This window comes from Actinokineospora spheciospongiae, from assembly GCF_003182415.1.
Lineage (GTDB): Bacteria > Actinomycetota > Actinomycetes > Mycobacteriales > Pseudonocardiaceae > Actinokineospora > Actinokineospora spheciospongiae.
Genome location: NZ_QHCP01000002.1, coordinates 766,816 through 785,641 on the forward strand (window position 1 = coordinate 766,816; position 18,826 = coordinate 785,641).

Sequence of the window (18,826 nt, forward strand, 5' to 3'; positions counted from 1 at the left end):
CGGGCGGCCCTCGGATCGGGCCGCTGACACCAGGATCGGGAGGGCGGGGACGGCGGGGAAGGGACGCCGAAAACCTGTGGAGGGATTTCGGGGGATGTGGACAACCGGTTGTCGGCGTACCGGAACTGTCGGTCTGCCGTGCGATGCTCGGGAGGGGTCCCGCGTGCCCCGATGTTGACTGGACAGGGCTGAACGGACGGGGCTGAGCAGGCAAGGCCGGCCGGGGCGAAGGCCCGGAACTGGGAAAACAGCCCGGAAGCAGGGAGGACCCGCCGGGAGGGGTGCGGGGAAAGGGACGACCCCCGCCAGGGGGGAGGGGCGGGGGTCGTCAGAGGTTCAGCCCCGGGGGGTCGGACTGAACCAACCCGGCGCGAACGCCGGGTACCGATACTGTATCCCCTCCACGGGGTCGCATGGGCATCAACAGGTGAGAACACCCCGCCGAGTTCGCACCCGTGCCCCGTACGTCCGCGCGCGCCATCCGCCATCCGGGTCGCCGCGCTCCCTGTGCAGGCGCCGTGACAGCCCCCGGCAGCCCCGACGCGACCGGTCGGGTGGCCGCGTCCTTCGACCTCGACAAGACCGTGATCGCCACGTCGGGTGCGGGATCGTCGAGGAGGCGCCGCACGACGTCGTCGACCCGCTGGTCTGCGCCGAAGCGGCGGAACCGGTGGCCGGGCACCGGGCCGACGGGCACGACGTGGTGGTCGTGTCGGTCTCCGGCGCGAAGATCGTCGCGGCGATGATCGGGGCCACGCACAGCGTCGGCACCGAGGTGGTCTCCGTCCGCGGCCGCCACCCCGGTGAGATGTCCTTCCACTGCCACAGCGCGAACAAGGCGACCGCGGTGCGCGAGCAGGCCGGGCGCAACGGCTACGACCTGACCGCCGGCCACGCCTACTCCGACTCCGGCGCGGACCCGCCGATGCTCGAGGCGGCGGGGCACCCGGCGGTGGTCAACCCCGACCGCGGGCTGCGCAGGCCGGCGGCCGAGCGCGCGTGGCCGGTGCTGACCTTCAGCGAGCCGGTGTCCCCGCGCTCGCGGTCGTCCACGGCGGTGGCCGCGATCGGGATCGGCGCGGTGGCCACCGCGGGCGCCGCCTGGTGCGGACTGCACCGGATGCGCAGGCGCTGATCATTCCGTTGCCCCGCAAGGGAGGGGCACCCCTCGCGCGGGAGACTTCCTGTGCACGGACCGTCGCGTTCGACCGGGTGCGACGTCTTGAACGGTGCACCCGAAAGAGCTCTTGAAGTGAGCTGGCTCACTGAGTAGAAAGGGAGGTGCGGACCTTGAGACCGGCCAGGGACCAGGCGAAGAGAAGCCCGGCGCCACCCCGATCCGAGCTCCGTGCGCGGACGCCGGAGCACCCACGCGCAGCACGCCGCGGGAGGCATGTCGTCTGGGGCCTGCGGACCGGGACGCCGGACGCCTAGGCCAGAGTTGTACGACAGGTTGCACGCTTGGTAGTCCGAGATGTTCGCGCTGACGGATGTGGGCGGTCCCGCTCTTCGGAGCGGGACCGCTCGATCTGTGTCCGGCCGCGGTGCGCCGAGTTGTCCACAGGGCGCGCGTGGCGCCGTTGACAGGTACACGGTTGTCGTGGATAACTTGCCGGTGAACACTTGTTCTTGGTGAACAAGTTTCGGCACACCCAGGAGGCCGTGGTGCCCGTTCACCGCCTGTTCCGCCGGACCCTCACCGCGTCGGCGGCCACCCTGACCGTCGTCGCGCTCGCCGCGCCCGCCTCGGCCGCGCCCGAACCACCCGTCCCGGTCCCCGACGCCGAACCGTCCCTGGTGTCGGCGTGGACCGAGGCGCTGCTGCGCCGGATGCCGCTGGAGCAGAAGGTCGGCCAGATGCTGGTCGCCACCGTGTGGGGCAAGTCCGCGGACGAGGTCCACCCGACCAACCGGACGCGCTACGGCGTGGACACCCCGGCCCAGGTGGTGCAGAAGTACCAGGTCGGCGGGGTCATCTACTTCAACAACAGCGGCACGGACAACATCGAGGGCCCGCAACAGGTGGCCGCCTTCTCCAACGGCCTGCAACGCGCCGCGCTCAGCTCCGCGCCGCACCTGCCGCTGGTCGTCAGCATCGACCAGGAGGGCGGCAACGTCACCCGCGTCAAGGCCCCCGCCACCGAGTTCCCGAGCAGCATGGCGGTCGGCGCGGGCCGCAGCGCCGCCGACGCGCGCACGCTGGCCGCGGTCAGCGGCCGCGAGCTGCGCGCGATGGGCATCAACCAGGACTTCGCCCCGGTCGCCGACGTCAACTCCAACCCGCTGAACCCGGTGATCGCCGCCCGGTCGTTCTCCGCGCGCCCGGACCTGGCGGCCGAGCTGGTCGCCGCCGAGGTGCGCGGCTACCAGGAGGGCGGCGGGCCGACGGAGACGGTGTCGTCCTCGGCCAAGCACTTCCCCGGCCACGGCGACGCGGCCACCGACAGCCACACCGGCCTGCCGGTGATCTCCCGGACGGCGGAGCAGTGGCGGGCGGTGGACCTGCCCCCGTTCCGGGCGGCCATCGACGCGGGCATCGATTCGATCATGACCGCGCACATCCAGTTCCCCAGCCTGGACCCCAGCGGGGTGCCCGCCACCCTGTCCCGGCCGATCCTGACCGGCATCCTGCGCGGGGAGCTGGGCTACCGGGGCGTGATCGTCACCGACTCGATGGGGATGCAGGGCGTGCGCGACATGTTCGGCGACGCCGAGGCCGCGGTGCGCGCGGTGGAGGCGGGTGCCGACCAGCTTCTGATGCCGCCGGACCTGACCCTGGCCAAGGAATCCGTGCTCGCGGCCGTGCGCGGCGGGCGGCTGACCGAGCGGCGGATCGACGAGAGCGTGCGGCGGGTCCTGGCGCTGAAGTGGAAGCGCGGCATCTTCGCCCGGCCGTTCGTCGACCAGCGCGCGGTGGCGGCGGAAGTGGGCACGCCGGACCACCTGGCCGCGATCCAGCGGCTGACCGACAAGACCGTCACGGTGCTACGCAACGACAACGGCGTGCTCCCGCTGGCCGCCGCACCGGCGAAGGTCCTGGTCGCGGGCGTCGGCGACACGGTGACCCCGGCGAACTCGCCGAGCAACCTGGCCAGGAGCATCACCGCCCGCGGCTCGGCGGCGACTCCGCTGGCGACCGGTCTCAAACCGGGCGCCGCGGCGATCTCCTCGGCGGTCGCCGCCGCTCGGGAGTCGGACCTCGTGGTGCTGCTGACGAACAACCTCTCCGCGAACACCCAGCAGCGGACGCTGTTGGCCGAGCTGCTCGGGACCGGCACACCGGTGGTGGCCGTGGCGGCGCAGGCGCCCTACGACGCGGGTTTCGTCGACGCGCCCACTTGGGTCGCCACCTACTCGTGGCGCGCGGTCTCGTTGGAATCGCTGGCGAAGGTGCTCTTCGGCGAGGTCGGGCCGGTCGGCAAACTTCCGGTGGACGTGCCGGACGGCGCTGACCCGTCGACCATCCGGTACCCGTTCGACCACGGTCTGAGCTGGTAGCCGGGCATGGACAGACGACGTTTCCTCACCGCGTCGGCGCTGGCCGCCCCGCTGCTGTCCGCGGCGGCGAGCCCGGCGACGGCGACCCGGCAAAACGAGCAGCAGGGGCAGCCGGGCGGTCCCGGTCGGGTCACCGCGGGGGCCGACGTGCTGGCCGCGCAGGGGTGGCGGTCGCTGGCGGGCAGGAAGGTCGGCGTCGTGTCGAACCCGACCGGCGTCCTGCGCGACGGCACGCACCTGGTCGACTCCATGGTGGCCGCCGGGGTGCGACCGGTCGCCGTCTTCGGCCCGGAGCACGGGTTCCGCGGCACCGCGCAGGCGGGCGGGTCCGAGGGCGACTACCTCGACCCGCGGACCCGGCTGCCGGTGTACGACGCCTACGGCGCCACCGCGGCGAAGCTCGCCGGACAGTTGACCAAGGCGGGGGTCGACACCGTGCTGTTCGACATCGCCGACATCGGCGCCCGCTTCTACACCTACATCTGGACCATGTACTCGGCCATGCACGCGGCGGCGCTGACCGGCGCCGCGTTCGTCGTGCTCGACCGGCCCAACCCGGTCGGCGGCGAGGCGTTCGGCCCCACCCTGGACCCGGCGTTCGCCTCCGGGGTGGGGCGCAAGCCGATCGCCCAGCAGCACGGCATGACCGTCGGCGAGCTGGCGGGCCTGTTCGACGCCGAGTTCCTGCCCGCCGACACCGGCGGCAAGCGGTTGCCGGGGCTGGAGGTCGTGCGCGTGCGGGGGTGGCGGCGCGACCAGCTCTTCGCCGAGACCGGGTTGCAGTGGGTCATGCCGAGCCCGAACGTGCCGACCGAGCAGACCGCGCTCGCCTACCCCGGCACCTGCCTGTTCGAGGGCACGGTGTTCTCCGAGGGCCGGGGCACCACCCGCCCGTTCGAGATCATCGGCGCCCCCGGGGTCGACTGGCGGTGGGCGGAGGCGCTCAACGCGCTCGGGCTGCCCGGGGTGCGGCTGCGCGAGCACCACTTCGTGCCGACGTTCGGCAAGTTCGTCGGCGAGGCGTGCGGCGGGGTGCAGGTGCACGTCACCGACCCGCGCCGGTTCGACCCGATCCGCACGGCGATCGCGATGATCGTGACCGCCGAGCTGGTGCACCCGGACGTGTTCGGCTGGCGGCCGGACAACTACGTCGACAAGCTCTCCGGCTCCGACCGGCTGCGCCGGATGGTGGACGCGGGCGCGGGGGTCGACGAGGTCGTCGGCGCGTGGGAGTCGGAGCAGGCCGCTTTCCGCGGTCTGCGGCGCGAGTACCTGCTCTACCGGTGAGGTGGGGGCGATGGCCTGGAGAACACGCGGCGGCGCGGCGGTCCTGTGCCTCGCGCTGGTGGCGGCCACGGTCGCGGGCAGCGCGGTAGCGGTGGCCGCACACCCGGGCGACGAACGCGCGGCGGGGCGCTTCGACCTGCCGCAGCGCGGGTTCGCCCCCGCCGACACCGTGCTGCGGCCGGGCACGCCGGAGTCGGTGGGCCTGGACCCGGCGCCGATCCGCGCCGCGGGCGAGGCGATCGCGGCGTGGACCGGGCCGTCGCCGACGACACCGCTGTTCCCCGGTGCGGTCAGCCTGCTGGTGCACCACGGCACCGTCGTGCACCGGCAGGCGGTGGGCAAGGCGCTGCGCTACGCCGACGGCGCGGGCACGGAGCTGCCCGCCGAGCAGCAGGTGCCGGTGCGCGCCGACACCGTGTTCGACCTGGCGTCGGTGAGCAAGCTGTTCACCTCGCTGGCGGTCATGTGCCTGGTCGAGGACGGCAGGCTCAAGGTGGACCGGCGGGTGGCGGGCTACCTGCCGGAGTTCGGGGTCAACGGCAAGGAGCAGATCACCGTCCGGCAGCTCCTGACGCACACCTCGGGCCTGGAGCCGTTCATCCCGCTGTGGCGCGACTGGCCGGACGAGCCGTCGCGGGTCAAGGCGGTGATGGACCGGGCGCCGGTCAACCCGCCCGGCTCGTCGTACGTGTACTCGGACCTCAACCTGATCACCCTCGGCGTCCTCGTCGAACGGCTCAGCGGCCGCTCCTTGGACGCCTTTGTGGCCGACCGGATCACCCGCCCCCTGGGCCTGGTGGACACCGGCTACAACCCACCCGCGAGCAAGCTGGACCGGGTGGCGGCGACGGAGTTCCAGAGCGCTCCCCCGCGCGGGGTGGTGCGCGGGCAGGTGCACGACGAGAACGCGTGGTCGCTGGGCGGGGTGGCCGGGCACGCCGGGGTGTTCTCCACCGCGGCCGACCTCGCCGTGCTGGGCCAGGCGATCCTCAACGGCGGCAGCTACGCGGGCAGGCGGGTCCTGCGGCCGGACACGGTCCACACCATGCTCACCAACTTCAACGGCGACTTCCCCGGCAACGACCACGGCCTGGGCTTCGAACTGGACCAGCGCTGGTACATGGGCGGGCTGTCCGGTCCGCGCACCGCGGGGCACACCGGTTTCACCGGGACGTCGCTGGTCATCGACCCGGCTTCGCGCTCCATCGCGATCCTGCTGACCAACAGGGTTCACCCGTCCCGCAACCGGGGAACCATCAACATGGCACGCGAACGGTTGGCGAGCGGTTTGGCCTCGGCGATGGCCGTGCACCCCAGGCACGGTCCGGACGCCTGGTTCGCCCCGCCCGTCGACGCGACGACAGCCACGCTGACGACCCCGCCGCTGACCTCCCGGGGTCCGATGCGGGTGCGCTTCGACGCCTTCGTCGACACCGAGGACACCGACCCGCTCGCCCTGGAGTCGAGCGCGGACGGGCAGACGTGGCGGCGAATCCCGTTGCGCGCCTGGGGAACCGGTGCGCCAGTAGGCCAAACGGAGTTACTGGCGGGTTCGGGACACCGCAGTTGGTGGACGGTTGACGCAATCGTGCCGGGTGGCGACGGCATAACTTTGCGCTGGGTTTCGACTACGGACAGTCGTTACACCGGTCGAGGAATCCTATTGGACGGGATAGTCGTAACCGACGGTGATCGAATGCTGCTCAACGGTGAGAAAGAACCCCACCTGATGCGACCGCTCGGGTGGCGCCTCCAAACTCGTTGAGGGTTGGGCGCTAACAAACAGCACTCGACCAGCGATTCCGTGGGCAAGCCCCACGAAGGGCCACGGCGATTGCGGACACATTTGGGTAGCGTTGCCTCCAGATGTCACGCAGCACCTTGATATACCCCCTAACTGTTAGTAAGTTTCCCACGTGAGTGCGAGTGACATGACGACAGCAGAACACAGCGAGGCAAGCCCGTTGGTCCGCATTCGCTCGCTCCTGCCCGGCCTGGCCAGAGCAGAGCAGCGAGTGGCCAAGGTGGTGCTCGACAGCCCCCACACCGTGGCCCGGCGCAGCATCACCGAGGTCGCCGAGGCCGCCGGTACCAGCGAGACGACGGTGACCCGGTTCTGCAAGGCGATCGGCGTCGGGGGCTACCCCGAGCTGCGCATCGCCCTCGCGGCCGACACCGCCCGCTCCGAGGCCAGGGTCGACCGCGACCTGGGCGGTGAGATCGCCCCCGAGGACGACCTCAAGACCGTCGTCGGCAAGGTCACCTTCGCCGACGCCCGCGCGGTCGAGGAAACCGCCGAGCAGGTCGACATCGCCGTGCTCGCCCAGGTCATCGAGGCCGTCGCCACCGCGGGCCGGGTCGACGTCTACGGCGTGGGCGCCAGCGCCTTCGTCGCCGCCGACCTGCAGCAGAAGCTGCACCGCATCGGCCGGGTCTGCTTCGCCTGGAACGACACGCACATCATGCTGACCTCCGCGGCCGTCCTGAACACCGGCGACGTCGCGGTCGGCATCTCGCACACCGGCGCCACCGCCGACACCGTCGAGGCGCTGCGCGTCGCCAGGGAGCACGGGGCCACCACGGTCGCCCTGACGAACTACCCGACGTCGCCGATCGCCGAGGTCGCCGACCTCGTGCTCACCACCGCCGCGCGGGAGACGACCTTCCGCTCCGGCGCCACCGCGAGCCGCATCGCGCAGCTCACCGTCGTGGACTGCCTGTTCATCGGCGTGGCCCAGCACCACCTGGACCAGTCGATCAAGGCACTCGACTCGACCCGCGACGCGGTCGGCCCGCACCGCCTGGAGACCAGGCACGACGGCCGCCGCAAGCCGCGGGAGACCGGCAAATGACCAGGGGTGCGCGGGCTCGCGCCGCCGAGGAGGGGGACGTTTCCATGACCGTGCCACGCCAAGTGGTCCATGTCGAATCCCCCACGGAGCGGCGGAACCCGCGCACCGCCGAGATCGACCGGATGTCCACCCTGGACATCCTGCGCACGATCAACACCGAGGACCACGTGGTCCCCGGCGCGGTCGCCGCCGCGTTGCAGCACCTGAGCCGGGCGGTCGACCTGGCCACCGAGGCGCTGCGCGACGGCCACCGCGTGCACTACGTGGGCGCGGGCACCTCGGGCAGGCTGGCGACGCTGGACGCCGCCGAGCTCAAGCCCACCTTCAACATCCCCGACGACTGGTTCCAGGTGCACCACGCCGGTGGCGCGGGCGCGCTGCGCAACGCCGTGGAGGGCGCCGAGGACGACGACCGCGCCGGTGCCGCCGAGATGGTCCGCGACGTGCGCCCCGGTGACTTCGTGCTGGGCCTGGCCGCCTCCGGCCGCACCCCGTTCGTGATCGGCGCGCTGGCCGCGGCCCGGGAGATCGGCGCGACGACCGCGCTGGTGTCGAACAACCCCGACGCGGTCCGCCCCGCCTGCGTCGACATCCACATCACCGTCGACACCGGCCCCGAGGCCATCTCCGGTTCGACCAGGATGAAGGCGGGCACGGCGCAGAAGATCGTGCTGACCGCGTTCTCCACCGCCGTGATGATCAAGATGGGTCGCACGTACTCGAACCTGATGGTCAGCATGCGGGCCAGCAACGCCAAGCTGCGCGGCCGCGCGCTGCGCATCCTGTGCGAGGCCACCGGCCTGGACCAGCAGGAGTGCTCGGCGGCGCTGATCGAGGCCCAGGGCGACCTCAAGGTGGCCATGGTCCACCTGCTCTCCGGCGTCGGCGTCACCCGGGCGGGCAAGGCGCTGGCGGACTCCAACGGCCACGTCCGGCAGGCCCTGGGGTTGCTGAACGCGGGCGCTACTGCGTGACGGCGGCCTCGGCGATGCCGGTGGCCTCCTTGGCCCCGGCCTCCAGGGCCTCGCAGCAGAACACGATCCAGGCCGCGACCCCCTCCGGGCCGCCGCCCGCGAACCCGTCGGCGGTCTCGCGGTAGCGCTCGGCCCGGCGCATGAAGAACACCTCGGGCACGGCCAGCCCCTTGGGGTCCAGGCCGGTCTGGATGGTGGTCAGCCGGGCCGCCGCCCGCGCCACGACCCCGTCGGCCGTCCCGAACGGCCGCAGTGCCAGCAGTTCCCCGTGCACGACGGCGCTCAGCACCGGCCCGGGCACCTTCGACCCACCGGCGACCAGACCGGCCAGCAGGTCGAGCCTGCTCGCCACCCCCAGCCCCTCGCGGGGCCGCCCCAGCGCGCTGTCGTCGGCCCCCAGGTCGGCGGCCGCGAGCACGTGCAGCCGCGCCAGCGCCTGCATGGGTGCCCGCTCCCAGGTGGACAGCAGCGGCCCCAGCGCCTCGGCGACGCGCAGCGCGCCCGCCGTCACCGGGTCGGTGACCCCACCCTCCTCGGGGATCTCCGGGTCCCCGCCGTCGAGCACGGCCGAGGCCCGCGCGGCCCGCACCGACGCCTCGGCGGACGTCGCGGGCCACCCCCGGCGGTTCGTCGGGTGCCGGTGCACCACCGCCACCGACTCCCTGGCGAGGCGGACGGCGTCGGCGACACCGGGCAGGTCCAGCAGCGGAGCCAGTGGATCGGTCACGGCCCGGACACTACCGGCCGACAAGTGGCCTTGCCGAACTGACCAGTAGTGGCCATCCCGGTAATGCCACTTCGCGCTCTAGCGTGGGTGCGGTGAGCACCTGGCGAGAGCATCGGACCCTGACCGGCAAGCACGTCCGCCTGGAACCCCTGACCCCGTCCCACGCCCCCGGCCTCCTCGCCGCGGGCCGGGACCCGGACGTGTGGACGTGGCTGAGCAGCACCCGGCCCACCACCGTCCCCGAGATGGAAGCCCTCATCACCAGGGCGCTCGCGGACCCGGACCGCCTCGCGTTCGCCCAGATCTGCGCCGACACGGGCGAAGCGGCGGGCACGACGTCCTACTACGACATCGACGAGCAGCACCGGGGCCTCGCCATCGGCCACACCTGGATCGGTTCCCGCTGGCACCGCACCGGCCTGAACACCGAGGCGAAGCTCCTGCTGCTGTCGCACGCCTTCGACCACCTCGGGGCGATCCGCGTCGCCTGGCACACCGACCACCGCAACGAGCGCTCCCAGCGGGCGATCGAGCGCCTCGGCGCCCGGCGCGAGGGCGTCCTGCGCTCCCACCGAATCCGCCCCGACGGCACGATCCGGGACACCGTCACCTACTCCGTCACCGCCGAGGAGTGGCCCACCGTCCGGCCCGCCCTGACCGCCAAGCTGCGCTGATCCCCAACCCGCCAACATATCCCCGAGACCCCGAGCCCCGCTCGAACCATCCACAGGCCCGGGGTTCCCCCGATTTCCACACTACCGGGCGGCACCGACAAAAACCGTCGCTCGGCTCCAGTTGTCCACAGCCCCAGGGGAACCCCCGAATTCCACACTACGGTGTGGCCACGACAAAAGAGCGCGCGCGGGATGGAGTTGTCCACAGCCCTGTGGGTAACTCGGGCCGGTGTGGGACGGGGAGAAACGGCTCCCGGTCGGCGGGTGGACGCGGTGGGTGGAGCAGTACCGACCAGCGGTCGGGCGCAGGTGGCGGGAACGGTCCGGGGCCGCCGTCGAAAGCGGCTCGACCCCGGGACCGAGCGGTCGCGGTGGGCCGGTCCGGGTCCGGTGGAACACCCGGCGCAAACGGGGTCAAGGCCGCTCGAAAGTCGGCTCGCGGGAGGCGCGGGGGCCGGGGAGGGGCATTGACGGAGTAATCCGAATTTGGTTGCGGCCGCCGTTCTTCGCCTCGGACAGGGCTTGGTCCGCGTGCTCCTGCAACGCCGCCAAGTCCGTTCCGTGCTCGGGTGACAGCGCGATTCCCCCCGAAATCGTGAACCCCGCCTCGACCTCCGTGCGCCCGCCCGCGGCCCGGGTGAGCTCCACCGTCATGTTCTCCACCGCGTCCCGAATCCGCTCCGCGATCGCCCAGGCGTCGACCCGGGAGGTGCTCGGCAGCAGGACCGTGAACTCCTCACCGCCCCAGCGGCAGACCAGGTCGTCGCGGCGCACGCTCGCCCGCAGCACTCCGGCGAGCGCCTTGAGCACCTCGTTCGCCCCGAGGTGGCCCAGGCGCGAGTTGACCTGCTTGAAGCGGTCCAGGTCGAACATCATCACCGCCGTCGGCCTGCGGCGGGCCTGGTCGGCGACCAGGGCCAGCACCGCGGCGGGGTTGAACCCGCGCTGGTTCGCCAGGCCGGTCAGCGGGTCGTGCAGGGCGTCGACCTCGAGGCGGTCGCGTTCCTGCTCCAACTGCTCGATGCGCTGGGTGTGCCTGGTGTAGCCGATCACCACACCGGCGAGGGCGAACAGGAGCAGCCCGTAGGCGACCCCGGCGGCCCAGGCGGCGATGAGGCCCAGGCACAGCGTGATGAGCAGGTCGGCGTTCTCCTTGCGCTCGCCGAGGATCGAGATCCACTGCCAGTCGCCGCGCAGGCCGCGGGCGAGGCCGATGACGACGGTCTGCGCGGCGTAGTAGGCGGCGAAGGCGGCCAGCACCGCCAGGCCCGCCGAGATGACCCGATCGGGTGGCACGGGGGCGCCGCGAATCCAGGCGTGCACCGGGGTGGCGGTGGCGATCGCCTGGGCCGCCAGGGCCGACGAGGTGATCGCGGAGGTGGTGAACAGGTATCGACCGGGTGGTTTCCTGGCGATGAAATACCGTCGCAAGCGGATGATCAGCACCAGTGCGACGACCAGGGGGACCGGCAGCACGAACGCCCCGGCGCACGTCCAGACCCCGGTGTGGTCGATGTGCTCGCCGCCCAGGTGGGCCGCCCGGCGGCGTTCCTCGGCGGGGCGCGTGGCCTCCATGTGCAGGATGGCGAAGCCGGTCAGCAGCGCGAACAGCCGCAGCGACAGGGAGTCCGGCGCACCCGAGGCTGCGGTGCCGAGGACCACCCAGGTGAGAATCCCGGCCTCGGTGGCGAGTATCCAGACCAGGCCCAGCCGGGTCGTGTGCGCGACCAGATCCAGAGAAGCGAGCCGTCGCGCTAGGGGGACACCGGACAAGCGGCCGCGCTGAGGGCTTGTCAGACTGGGCATTGTCCCCCTTTGAGACAGACGGGACACTGCTTGTGGCGCGCATTCGGGCCGCCACGTCCGGGAGTTCCGGATTCGAGTTGGAGGTATCCCCGTGCGGAACCGCGAGTACTGAGACGCATCCCGAGAGCGACCGCTCTCGTCGACTTTTCGATTGGCAGGACCCCCGAGGAGGAAGCCGCAATGCGCAATCGTGAGTACTGAGCCTCGATCACGCGATCACCTCCCTGGGCGAGCCGGACCTCCCTCGGTTCCAGACGAAGCCCGCCACAGCGCAGCCTACGGTGCCAATCGCGCCCGCAAGCGCGATCGTGACAGCGGCGGAGTCGAAAACCTCGGTCAGCACGCCCCCGAGGAGCACGCTGAGCCCCTGCCCGGCCCGCAGCCCGGTGCGCACCATCCCGGTCGCCCGACCCGTCACGGCGTCGGGCAGCAGTTCCACGTAGGCCGACTTGGCCAGGATCTGGTACGCCGCACCGAGTCCGGAGATCGCCAGCAGTAGCGCGGCGATCACGGGGTGTGGTCTGGCGGCGAAGAACACGAGTGCCCCCAGGCACAGCAGGGCGAGCGGCACGATCAGCGCGTTGCGCGATTCCCTGGACCTGCCCGAGCGGCAGAACAGGTAGGCGCCCACGACGAGGCCGAACGGGTCGGCCGCGAGGAGCAGCCCGATCGTCCACGTCGGAGCGTTCAGCTCGTCGACCAGCGGCACGATCAGCCCGTGCGGCATCACGGTGAGCGCGGCGAGCAGGGACAGGGCGGCAACCGCCCGGCGCTTGGGGTCCGGAAGGAGTAGTCCGCCGGTGGCGACCGCCGCAGTCCGCGCGGCCGGACGGTCGAGCAGGCCGAATCGCAACACGAGCGCGGCGGCGACGAAGGTGACCGCGTCGATGACCAGCGCGGGGGTCGTGCCGAGGAACCCGACCACCGCGGCGGCCCCGGCGAGCCCGGCGAGCTGCCCCACCTCGCGCAGCGTCGTCAGCCGGGCCTGGCCCGCGGCGAGGTCGTCGTTGCCGAGGATGACCCGGGCCTGCGCGGTCTGCGCGGCCTTGAACGGGGCCTGCGCGGCCGCTTCGAGCGCGACGCAGGCGGCGACCAGCGCGATGGGCGCCCCGGGGACGGCCATCACCCCGACGAGCACCGCCTGGCTGAGGGTGGCGGCCACCATCACCGCGCGCCGGGGGAACCGGTCGGCGAGCCCGGACAGCAGCGGGCCCGCGACGATGTCGGGCAGGAACGTCAGGGCGTAGGTCAGGGCGGTGAGGGCGGCCGAGGAGGTGCGCTGGTAGACCAGCACCGAGATGGCCACCCTGGCGAGCTGGTCCCCGGCCACGGACTGGGCTTCGGCGATCCAGAGCGCGCGGAACTCGCGACTGGCGAGGGGGGACCCCCGGTCAACACCACCCATCGTCACATCCCTCGTCCACGGCGTGCCCCCGAGTCGACCACGGTATGTCCCCACCAGGCTACTTTCCGCAGATTCGGATGAGCACAGCCGAACGGAGCATGCGGCGGCCGATCGGACGAGTCCGACAGTGGGCGTATTGGTCTACACCTATCCGTTCGTGGACTGTCGGACCGCGCCGCATCCCACTAGATTCGGTACCGACGACCGGCCCGCGCCCGCCCCCGATGCCGGATACCACCGAGGAGGTCTCGTCCATGACCGAGCAGTCCGGTCAAGGTCCAGCGCTGGACAACCTGTCCACCGAGAGCCGGGTCTTCCCGCCCAGCGCGGCGTTCACGGAAGCGGCGAACGTGGGCGAATCGGCCTACGCCGAGGCCGACGCGGACCGGGAAGCGTTCTGGGCCGAGCAGGCGTCCCGACTTTCCTGGGACACTGAGTGGTCCCAGGTACTCGATTGGACGAACGCCCCCTTCGCCAAGTGGTTCGTCGGCGGCAGGCTCAACGTCGCGGTGAACTGTGCCGACCGTCACGTCGAGGCGGGCCACGGCGAGCGCGTCGCCATCCACTGGGTCGGCGAGCCGGGCGACTCCCGCACGATCACCTACGCCGAACTCACCCGCGAGGTCTGCCGGACCGCCAACGCGCTGGCCTCGCTCGGGCTGGTCGCGGGCGACCGGGTGGCCATCCAGATGCCGATGCTCCCCGAGGCCATCTTCGCCATGCTGGCCTGCGCGCGGCTGGGCCTGGTGCACTCGGTGGTCTTCGGCGGCTTCTCCTCCGCCGCGCTGCGCTCGCGCATCGACGACGCCCAGGCCCGGGTGCTGATCACCTCCGACGGGCAGTACCGCCGGGGCAAGCCCGCGCCGATGAAGGACAACACCGACGAGGCGACCGCGCACACTCCGTCCATCGAGCACGTGGTCGTGGTGCGCCGCACCGGCAGCGACGTGCGGTGGACCGAGGGCCGGGACCTGTGGTGGGACGAACTGGTCGGCGGGCAGCCCGACGTGCACGAGGCGGAGGCCTTCGACGCCGAGCACCCGCTGTTCATCCTCTACACCTCCGGCACCACCGGCAGGCCCAAGGGCATCCAGCACACCTCCGGCGGGTACCTGACGCAGGCCGCCTACACCCACCACGCGGTCTTCGACCTCAAGCCGGAGTCCGACGTCTACTGGTGCACCGCCGACATCGGCTGGATCACCGGGCACACCTACATCGTCTACGGCCCGTTGGCCAACGGCGCGACGCAGGTGGTCTACGAGGGCACCCCGAACACCCCGCACGAGGGGCGCCACTGGGAGATCATCCAGCAGCACGGGGTCACCATCTACTACACCGCCCCCACCCTCATCCGCACGTTCATGAAGTGGGGGGCGGAGATCCCGGGCCGGTACGACCTGACGTCGCTGCGCGTGCTCGGGTCGGTGGGCGAGCCGATCAACCCGGAGGCGTGGATCTGGTACCGGGAGACCATCGGCGCCGGGTCGACGCCGATCGTCGACACCTGGTGGCAGACCGAGACCGGCGCCATCATGATCAGCCCGCTGCCCGGGGTCACGGCCACCAAGCCGGGGTCGGCGCAGCGGCCGCTGCCGGGCATCAGCGCGAAGGTCGTCAACGACGCGGGCGTGGAGGTGCCGCACGGTTCGGGCGGCTACCTGGTGCTGGACCAGCCGTGGCCGTCGATGCTGCGCGGCATCTGGGGCGACGAGGAGCGCTTCCGCGACACCTACTGGTCGCGCTACGCCGAGCAGGGCTTCTACTTCGCGGGCGACGGCGCGAAGTACGACGCCGACGGCGACGTGTGGCTGCTGGGCCGGGTCGACGACGTGATGAACGTGTCCGGGCACCGCATCTCCACCACCGAGGTGGAGTCCGCGCTGGTGTCGCACCCGACGGTCGCCGAGGCCGCGGTCGTCGGCGCCACCGACGCGACCACCGGCCAGGGCATCGTGGCGTTCGTCATCCTGCGCGGCAGCGCGACCGCCGACGCCTCCACCGCGAAGACGCTGCGCGACCACGTGGCGGCGGAGATTGGCCCGATCGCCAAGCCGCGGCAGATCCTGGTGGTCAACGAGCTGCCGAAGACCCGCAGCGGCAAGATCATGCGGCGGTTGCTGCGCGACGTGGCCGAGAACCGCGAGGTCGGCGACACCACGACGCTGGCCGACAGCACCGTGATGGACCTGATCTCGTCGGGCCTCAAGAGCAGCGCGAGTTCCGAGGACTGACCGAATGCGTGCGGCCCCCGGAACGGGTGTTCCAGGGGCCGCACGCATTTCAGGACAGCCTCCACTAATACAGCTTCGCCTATCCTGACGTGGTCGAACTTACTCAGCCGAACCATTCCGCGTGTGCCACGATTCGACCGTGACGCAGATGGACGAGCAGGTCCCCGGACACGGCGTCGAGCCGCACTCCGACGGGCTCAACAGCAGGCTGAACTGGCTGCGCGCCGGGGTTCTCGGCGCCAACGACGGCATCGTGTCCACCGCGGGCCTGGTCGTCGGCGTGGCCGGGGCCACCGCGGACCGGACCACGATCCTGCTCGCCGGATTGGCCGGACTGGTCGCGGGCGCCCTTTCCATGGCGGGCGGGGAATACGTCTCGGTGGGCACCCAGCTCGACACGGAAAAGGCCGCCCTGCGCAAGGAGGAGCGGGAACTGGCGACGATGCCGGAAGCCGAGGAACGCGAACTCGCCGACATCTACCGGGACAAGGGCCTGTCCCCCGAACTCGCCCGGCAGGTGGCGCACGAGCTGTCTGAGAAGGACGCCCTGCGCGCGCACGCCGAGGCCGAACTGAAGATCGACCCGGACGGCCTGACCAACCCGTGGACCGCCGCGTGGGTGTCGCTGCTGTCGTTCTCGGTCGGCGCGCTGCTGCCGCTGCTGGCCATCACGCTGCCCCCGGTGGGCGCCCGGGTCTGGGCCTGCGCCGCGGCCGTGGTGCTCGGCCTGGTGGTGACCGGCGCCGTCTCCGCGCGGCTCGGCGGCGCCAGGAAGCGGCCCGCGATCACCCGCAACGTCGCCGTGGGCTGCCTGGCGATGGCCGTGACCTACGGCGTCGGCCTGGCCTTCGGCGTCACCGTGGGCTAGCCGGGGGGCTGCTCGCCGCGCAGGTCGGCGAGCAGTTCGGTGATCGCGTGCATGATCCGCTTGGTGGCCTCGTCGAGGGTCTCGCGGTCGACCGCCGTCAGGTCGGACAGGTCCACCGGCTCACCCGCGACGATGTCGACGGTCCGGCGCGGGAACAGCCGGGGGAACCACGCCGTGGACGGCAGCAGGTCGTGGGTGCCCCAGTTGACCACCGGCACCACGGGTGCCCCGGTCTCCAGCGCCACCCGGGCGACCCCGTTCTTCACCCGCTCCGACGGCCAGTTGTCGGCGTTGTCGGAGAAGCCCGCCTCCGGGAAGAAGATCACGCACTCACCGCGGCGGGCGGCGTCCACCGCGTTGCGGTAGGCGTCCCGCGCGCGGACCGTGCCGCGCTCGACGGGGATGTGCCCACCGCCGTCGAGCACCCGCCCGACGACCGGCATCTGCCAGAGGTCCGCGCGGGCCAGGTAGCGCGGGATGCGCCCGCGGGTCAGCGCGTACGCGGTCACGGTGACCGGGTCGGCGTAGGAGAGGTGGTTCGAGGCCAGCAGCACCGGTCCGGTCCGGGGCAGGGTGCCGCGGAAGCGGAGCCGGGCCGAGAGCGCGAGCAGCGGCCAGATCAGGTCGATCGCGAAGCTGTACCAGAACCCGCGGCCGCGCCGCGGCACCCGGAACATCAGCGCCAGCGCGTGCCGCAGGCCCATCGGCCGTTCGGTGTCCACCCGCCAATCTTCGGGCACCGGTCCCGCGGCGGGTCGGCCGGGCCGGGCGGAACCCGCAGGTCCCCGGTACCCCCGCGCCCGGTGCGCCGCCGGTCTCGGCGGTGACCAACGCACTGCTGATCGGCGGGAGCAAGGCGCACCGGCCGGGTTGATCACCCGGCACAAGAAACACGCGGGAGCCCGCCCGCCCGGTAAGCCGGGGGTCGGCATGGCACCATGTCGCAGGTGACCAGCGCGCACGGAAACGCAGGCGGGGACCGCGACGGCTCGGGACTGCCGCCCGTCCCCTCGATCCCCCTCGCCGACGACCTGGCCCTGGCGGCCGCGTCCGACCACTCCATCGGGGCGTTGGTCAAGGACGCGACCACCCACCTGTCGACGTTGGTGAGAGCCGAGGTCGAGCTGGCGAAGTCGGAGGTCACCGGCGAGATCAAGAAGGGTCTGCGCGGGTCGATCTTCTTCATCATCGCCCTGGTGGTCCTGCTCTACAGCTCGTTCTTCCTGTTCTTCGCCCTCGCGGAGCTGCTGGCCGACGTCGGCCTGGTGCGCTCGGCGGCGTTCGGCATCGTGTTCGCCGCGATGCTGCTGTTCGCGGGCCTGTTCGGGTTCCTCGGCTACCGCAAGGTCAAGGCGATCCGGGCGCCGAAGCGCACGATCGACACCATGAGGGACAACGCCGCCGTGCTGTCGCGGCGCGGCGAGCACTCCGACTGACGCGCCCCGTGTCGGCCGCACCCGATCCGTCGACCGTCCGCGTCGACGGGCCGTGGGCGCACCGCGACGTCTACGCCAACGGCATCCGCTTGCACGTCGCGGAGACCGGTGAGGGTCCGCTGGTCCTGCTGCTGCACGGGTTCGCCGAGTTCTGGTGGACCTGGCGGCACCAGCTCACCGCCTTGGGCGACGCCGGGTTCCGCGCCGTGGCGGTCGACCTGCGCGGCTACGGCGACTCGGACAAACCGCCGCGCGGCTACGACGCCTGGACGCTGGCAGGCGACGTGGCCGGGCTGGTCGGCGCGCTCGGGGAGACCCGCGCGCACCTGGTCGGGCACGGCTGGGGCGGGCTGCTCGCCTGGACCGTCGGCGCCCTGCACCCACGGGTCGTCCGCTCCATCAGCGCGGTCTCCGCCCCGCACCCGCTGGCCCTGCGCGGGCAGATCCGCCGCACCGCGCTGCGCCGCAGGTCCCGCAACCAGGCCCGCGCGCTGGGCCACGTGTTCCGCGCGCAGGTGCCGGTGTTCCCCGAGCGCTGGCTGACCCGCGACCGCGCCGCGGTGGTCGAGACCCTCATCCGCCGCTGGGCGGGCCCTGGCTGGCAGCGCACCCCGGACTTCGTCGAGTCGATCAGCCGCTGCCGCGACGCGGTGCTCGTGCACGGCACCGCCCACTGCTCGCTGGAGTACTACCGCTGGGCGGCCCGCTCCCAGCTGCGCAGCGAGGGGCGGCGCTTCACCGAAGCCCTGTCCCGGATCGTCGACGCCCCCTCCCAGCAGCTCTACGGCGCCGAGGACCCGTGCGTGCTGCCGCGTTCCCGGGAGGCCTCCGCGCCATGGGTGCGCACGCACATCCGCCACGACATCCCCGGGGCCGGGCACTTCCCGCACGAGGAAGACCCGGAGACCACCAACGCCCTGCTGACGATGTTCCTCCGTGGAAACTGACGGCGGGAATTGACGAGCGCCGAGCCGCTCCCGGTGCCTACCCTGCTGCGCAACGCGTAGACGGAGACGAGTAACCGGGGTCCACGCGGGCCCAGAGAGCCGCCGGCCGCTGAGAAGG

General features: G+C 72.2%; 15 protein-coding genes. 11 read left to right on the forward strand and 4 right to left on the reverse strand.

The window, feature by feature from the left end; translation table 11 throughout:
* The first annotated feature begins 427 nt into the window (after window positions 1–427).
* The 6 genes from DFQ13_RS07095 (at window position 428) to DFQ13_RS07120 (ending at window position 8,611) form a co-directional block, all read left to right on the forward strand.
* On the forward strand, window positions 428–1,135 hold the full coding sequence (locus tag DFQ13_RS07095; protein WP_181399870.1) for a haloacid dehalogenase-like hydrolase: 708 nt from the start codon (window positions 428–430) through the stop codon (window positions 1,133–1,135).
* Between the two features lie 530 nt (window positions 1,136–1,665).
* Entirely contained in the window at window positions 1,666–3,498 is a 1,833-nt protein-coding gene (locus DFQ13_RS07100) for a glycoside hydrolase family 3 protein (protein ID WP_233438288.1), read from the forward strand.
* Between the two features lie 6 nt (window positions 3,499–3,504).
* The gene (locus DFQ13_RS07105; protein WP_110079228.1) at window positions 3,505–4,785 is read left to right on the forward strand and encodes an exo-beta-N-acetylmuramidase NamZ family protein; all 1,281 of its coding nucleotides are present in this window, start codon (window positions 3,505–3,507) and stop codon (window positions 4,783–4,785) included.
* Between the two features lie 10 nt (window positions 4,786–4,795).
* On the forward strand, window positions 4,796–6,550 hold the full coding sequence (locus DFQ13_RS07110; RefSeq protein ID WP_110079229.1) for a serine hydrolase domain-containing protein: 1,755 nt from the start codon (window positions 4,796–4,798) through the stop codon (window positions 6,548–6,550).
* A gap of 166 nt (window positions 6,551–6,716) precedes the next feature.
* Window positions 6,717–7,637 carry a MurR/RpiR family transcriptional regulator gene (locus tag DFQ13_RS07115; protein ID WP_035287251.1) on the forward strand — a complete coding sequence of 307 codons (921 nt, stop codon included), beginning with the start codon at window positions 6,717–6,719 and terminating at the stop codon, window positions 7,635–7,637.
* A gap of 44 nt (window positions 7,638–7,681) precedes the next feature.
* The gene (locus DFQ13_RS07120; RefSeq protein WP_035287249.1) at window positions 7,682–8,611 is read left to right on the forward strand and encodes an N-acetylmuramic acid 6-phosphate etherase; all 930 of its coding nucleotides are present in this window, start codon (window positions 7,682–7,684) and stop codon (window positions 8,609–8,611) included.
* Here the strand turns inward: DFQ13_RS07120 and DFQ13_RS07125 are convergent.
* The gene (locus DFQ13_RS07125) at window positions 8,601–9,338 is read right to left on the reverse strand and encodes a Fic family protein (RefSeq protein WP_035287247.1); all 738 of its coding nucleotides are present in this window, start codon (window positions 9,336–9,338) and stop codon (window positions 8,601–8,603) included. The genes DFQ13_RS07120 and DFQ13_RS07125 overlap by 11 nt on opposite strands.
* A gap of 92 nt (window positions 9,339–9,430) precedes the next feature.
* Between DFQ13_RS07125 and DFQ13_RS07130 the strand changes: the two genes are divergently transcribed.
* The gene (locus DFQ13_RS07130) at window positions 9,431–10,012 is read left to right on the forward strand and encodes a GNAT family N-acetyltransferase (protein WP_035287373.1); all 582 of its coding nucleotides are present in this window, start codon (window positions 9,431–9,433) and stop codon (window positions 10,010–10,012) included.
* Between the two features lie 414 nt (window positions 10,013–10,426).
* On the opposite strand, the gene DFQ13_RS07135 is transcribed toward DFQ13_RS07130, so the two are convergent.
* Entirely contained in the window at window positions 10,427–11,818 is a 1,392-nt protein-coding gene (locus tag DFQ13_RS07135) for a GGDEF domain-containing protein (RefSeq protein WP_084176257.1), read from the reverse strand.
* 208 nt (window positions 11,819–12,026) lie between these two features.
* On the reverse strand, window positions 12,027–13,223 hold the full coding sequence (locus DFQ13_RS07140; RefSeq protein WP_110079230.1) for an MFS transporter: 1,197 nt from the start codon (window positions 13,221–13,223) through the stop codon (window positions 12,027–12,029).
* 254 nt (window positions 13,224–13,477) lie between these two features.
* Here DFQ13_RS07140 and acs point away from each other — a divergent pair, with 254 nt between their 5' ends.
* Together acs and DFQ13_RS07150 are read left to right on the forward strand one after the other, a co-directional pair.
* Window positions 13,478–15,457: an acetate--CoA ligase gene (gene acs, locus DFQ13_RS07145; RefSeq protein WP_110079231.1), complete on the forward strand. Its 1,980-nt coding sequence runs from the start codon at window positions 13,478–13,480 to the stop codon at window positions 15,455–15,457.
* 148 nt (window positions 15,458–15,605) lie between these two features.
* Window positions 15,606–16,325: a VIT1/CCC1 transporter family protein gene (locus DFQ13_RS07150; RefSeq protein ID WP_110079341.1), complete on the forward strand. Its 720-nt coding sequence runs from the start codon at window positions 15,606–15,608 to the stop codon at window positions 16,323–16,325.
* Here the strand turns inward: DFQ13_RS07150 and DFQ13_RS07155 are convergent.
* Window positions 16,322–17,047 carry a lysophospholipid acyltransferase family protein gene (locus tag DFQ13_RS07155; RefSeq protein ID WP_407643133.1) on the reverse strand — a complete coding sequence of 242 codons (726 nt, stop codon included), beginning with the start codon at window positions 17,045–17,047 and terminating at the stop codon, window positions 16,322–16,324. The genes DFQ13_RS07150 and DFQ13_RS07155 overlap by 4 nt on opposite strands.
* 216 nt (window positions 17,048–17,263) lie before the next feature.
* Between DFQ13_RS07155 and DFQ13_RS07160 the strand changes: the two genes are divergently transcribed.
* A complete protein-coding gene (locus DFQ13_RS07160) occupies window positions 17,264–17,761 on the forward strand; it encodes a phage holin family protein (protein WP_035287242.1) in 498 nt (165 codons plus the stop codon).
* Window positions 17,762–17,769: 8 nt separating this feature from the next.
* Complete coding sequence (locus tag DFQ13_RS07165; RefSeq protein ID WP_110079232.1) at window positions 17,770–18,708, forward strand: alpha/beta fold hydrolase; 939 nt, start codon at window positions 17,770–17,772, stop codon at window positions 18,706–18,708.
* Window positions 18,709–18,826 lie beyond the last annotated feature (118 nt).

Bases quoted from the DNA above. Each gene is read 5' to 3' on its own strand.
- DFQ13_RS07105 (WP_110079228.1), top strand. From the start codon at position 3,505: ATGGACAGACGACGTTTCCTCACCGCGTCGGCGCTGGCCGCCCCGCTG.
- DFQ13_RS07150 (WP_110079341.1), top strand. From the start codon at position 15,606: ATGGACGAGCAGGTCCCCGGACACGGCGTCGAGCCGCACTCCGACGGG.
- DFQ13_RS07135 (WP_084176257.1), bottom strand. From the start codon at position 11,818: ATGCCCAGTCTGACAAGCCCTCAGCGCGGCCGCTTGTCCGGTGTCCCC.
- DFQ13_RS07110 (WP_110079229.1), top strand. From the start codon at position 4,796: ATGGCCTGGAGAACACGCGGCGGCGCGGCGGTCCTGTGCCTCGCGCTG.
- acs (WP_110079231.1), top strand. From the start codon at position 13,478: ATGACCGAGCAGTCCGGTCAAGGTCCAGCGCTGGACAACCTGTCCACC.
- DFQ13_RS07115 (WP_035287251.1), top strand. From the start codon at position 6,717: ATGACGACAGCAGAACACAGCGAGGCAAGCCCGTTGGTCCGCATTCGC.
- DFQ13_RS07140 (WP_110079230.1), bottom strand. From the start codon at position 13,223: ATGGGTGGTGTTGACCGGGGGTCCCCCCTCGCCAGTCGCGAGTTCCGC.
- DFQ13_RS07120 (WP_035287249.1), top strand. From the start codon at position 7,682: ATGACCGTGCCACGCCAAGTGGTCCATGTCGAATCCCCCACGGAGCGG.
- DFQ13_RS07160 (WP_035287242.1), top strand. From the start codon at position 17,264: ATGTCGCAGGTGACCAGCGCGCACGGAAACGCAGGCGGGGACCGCGAC.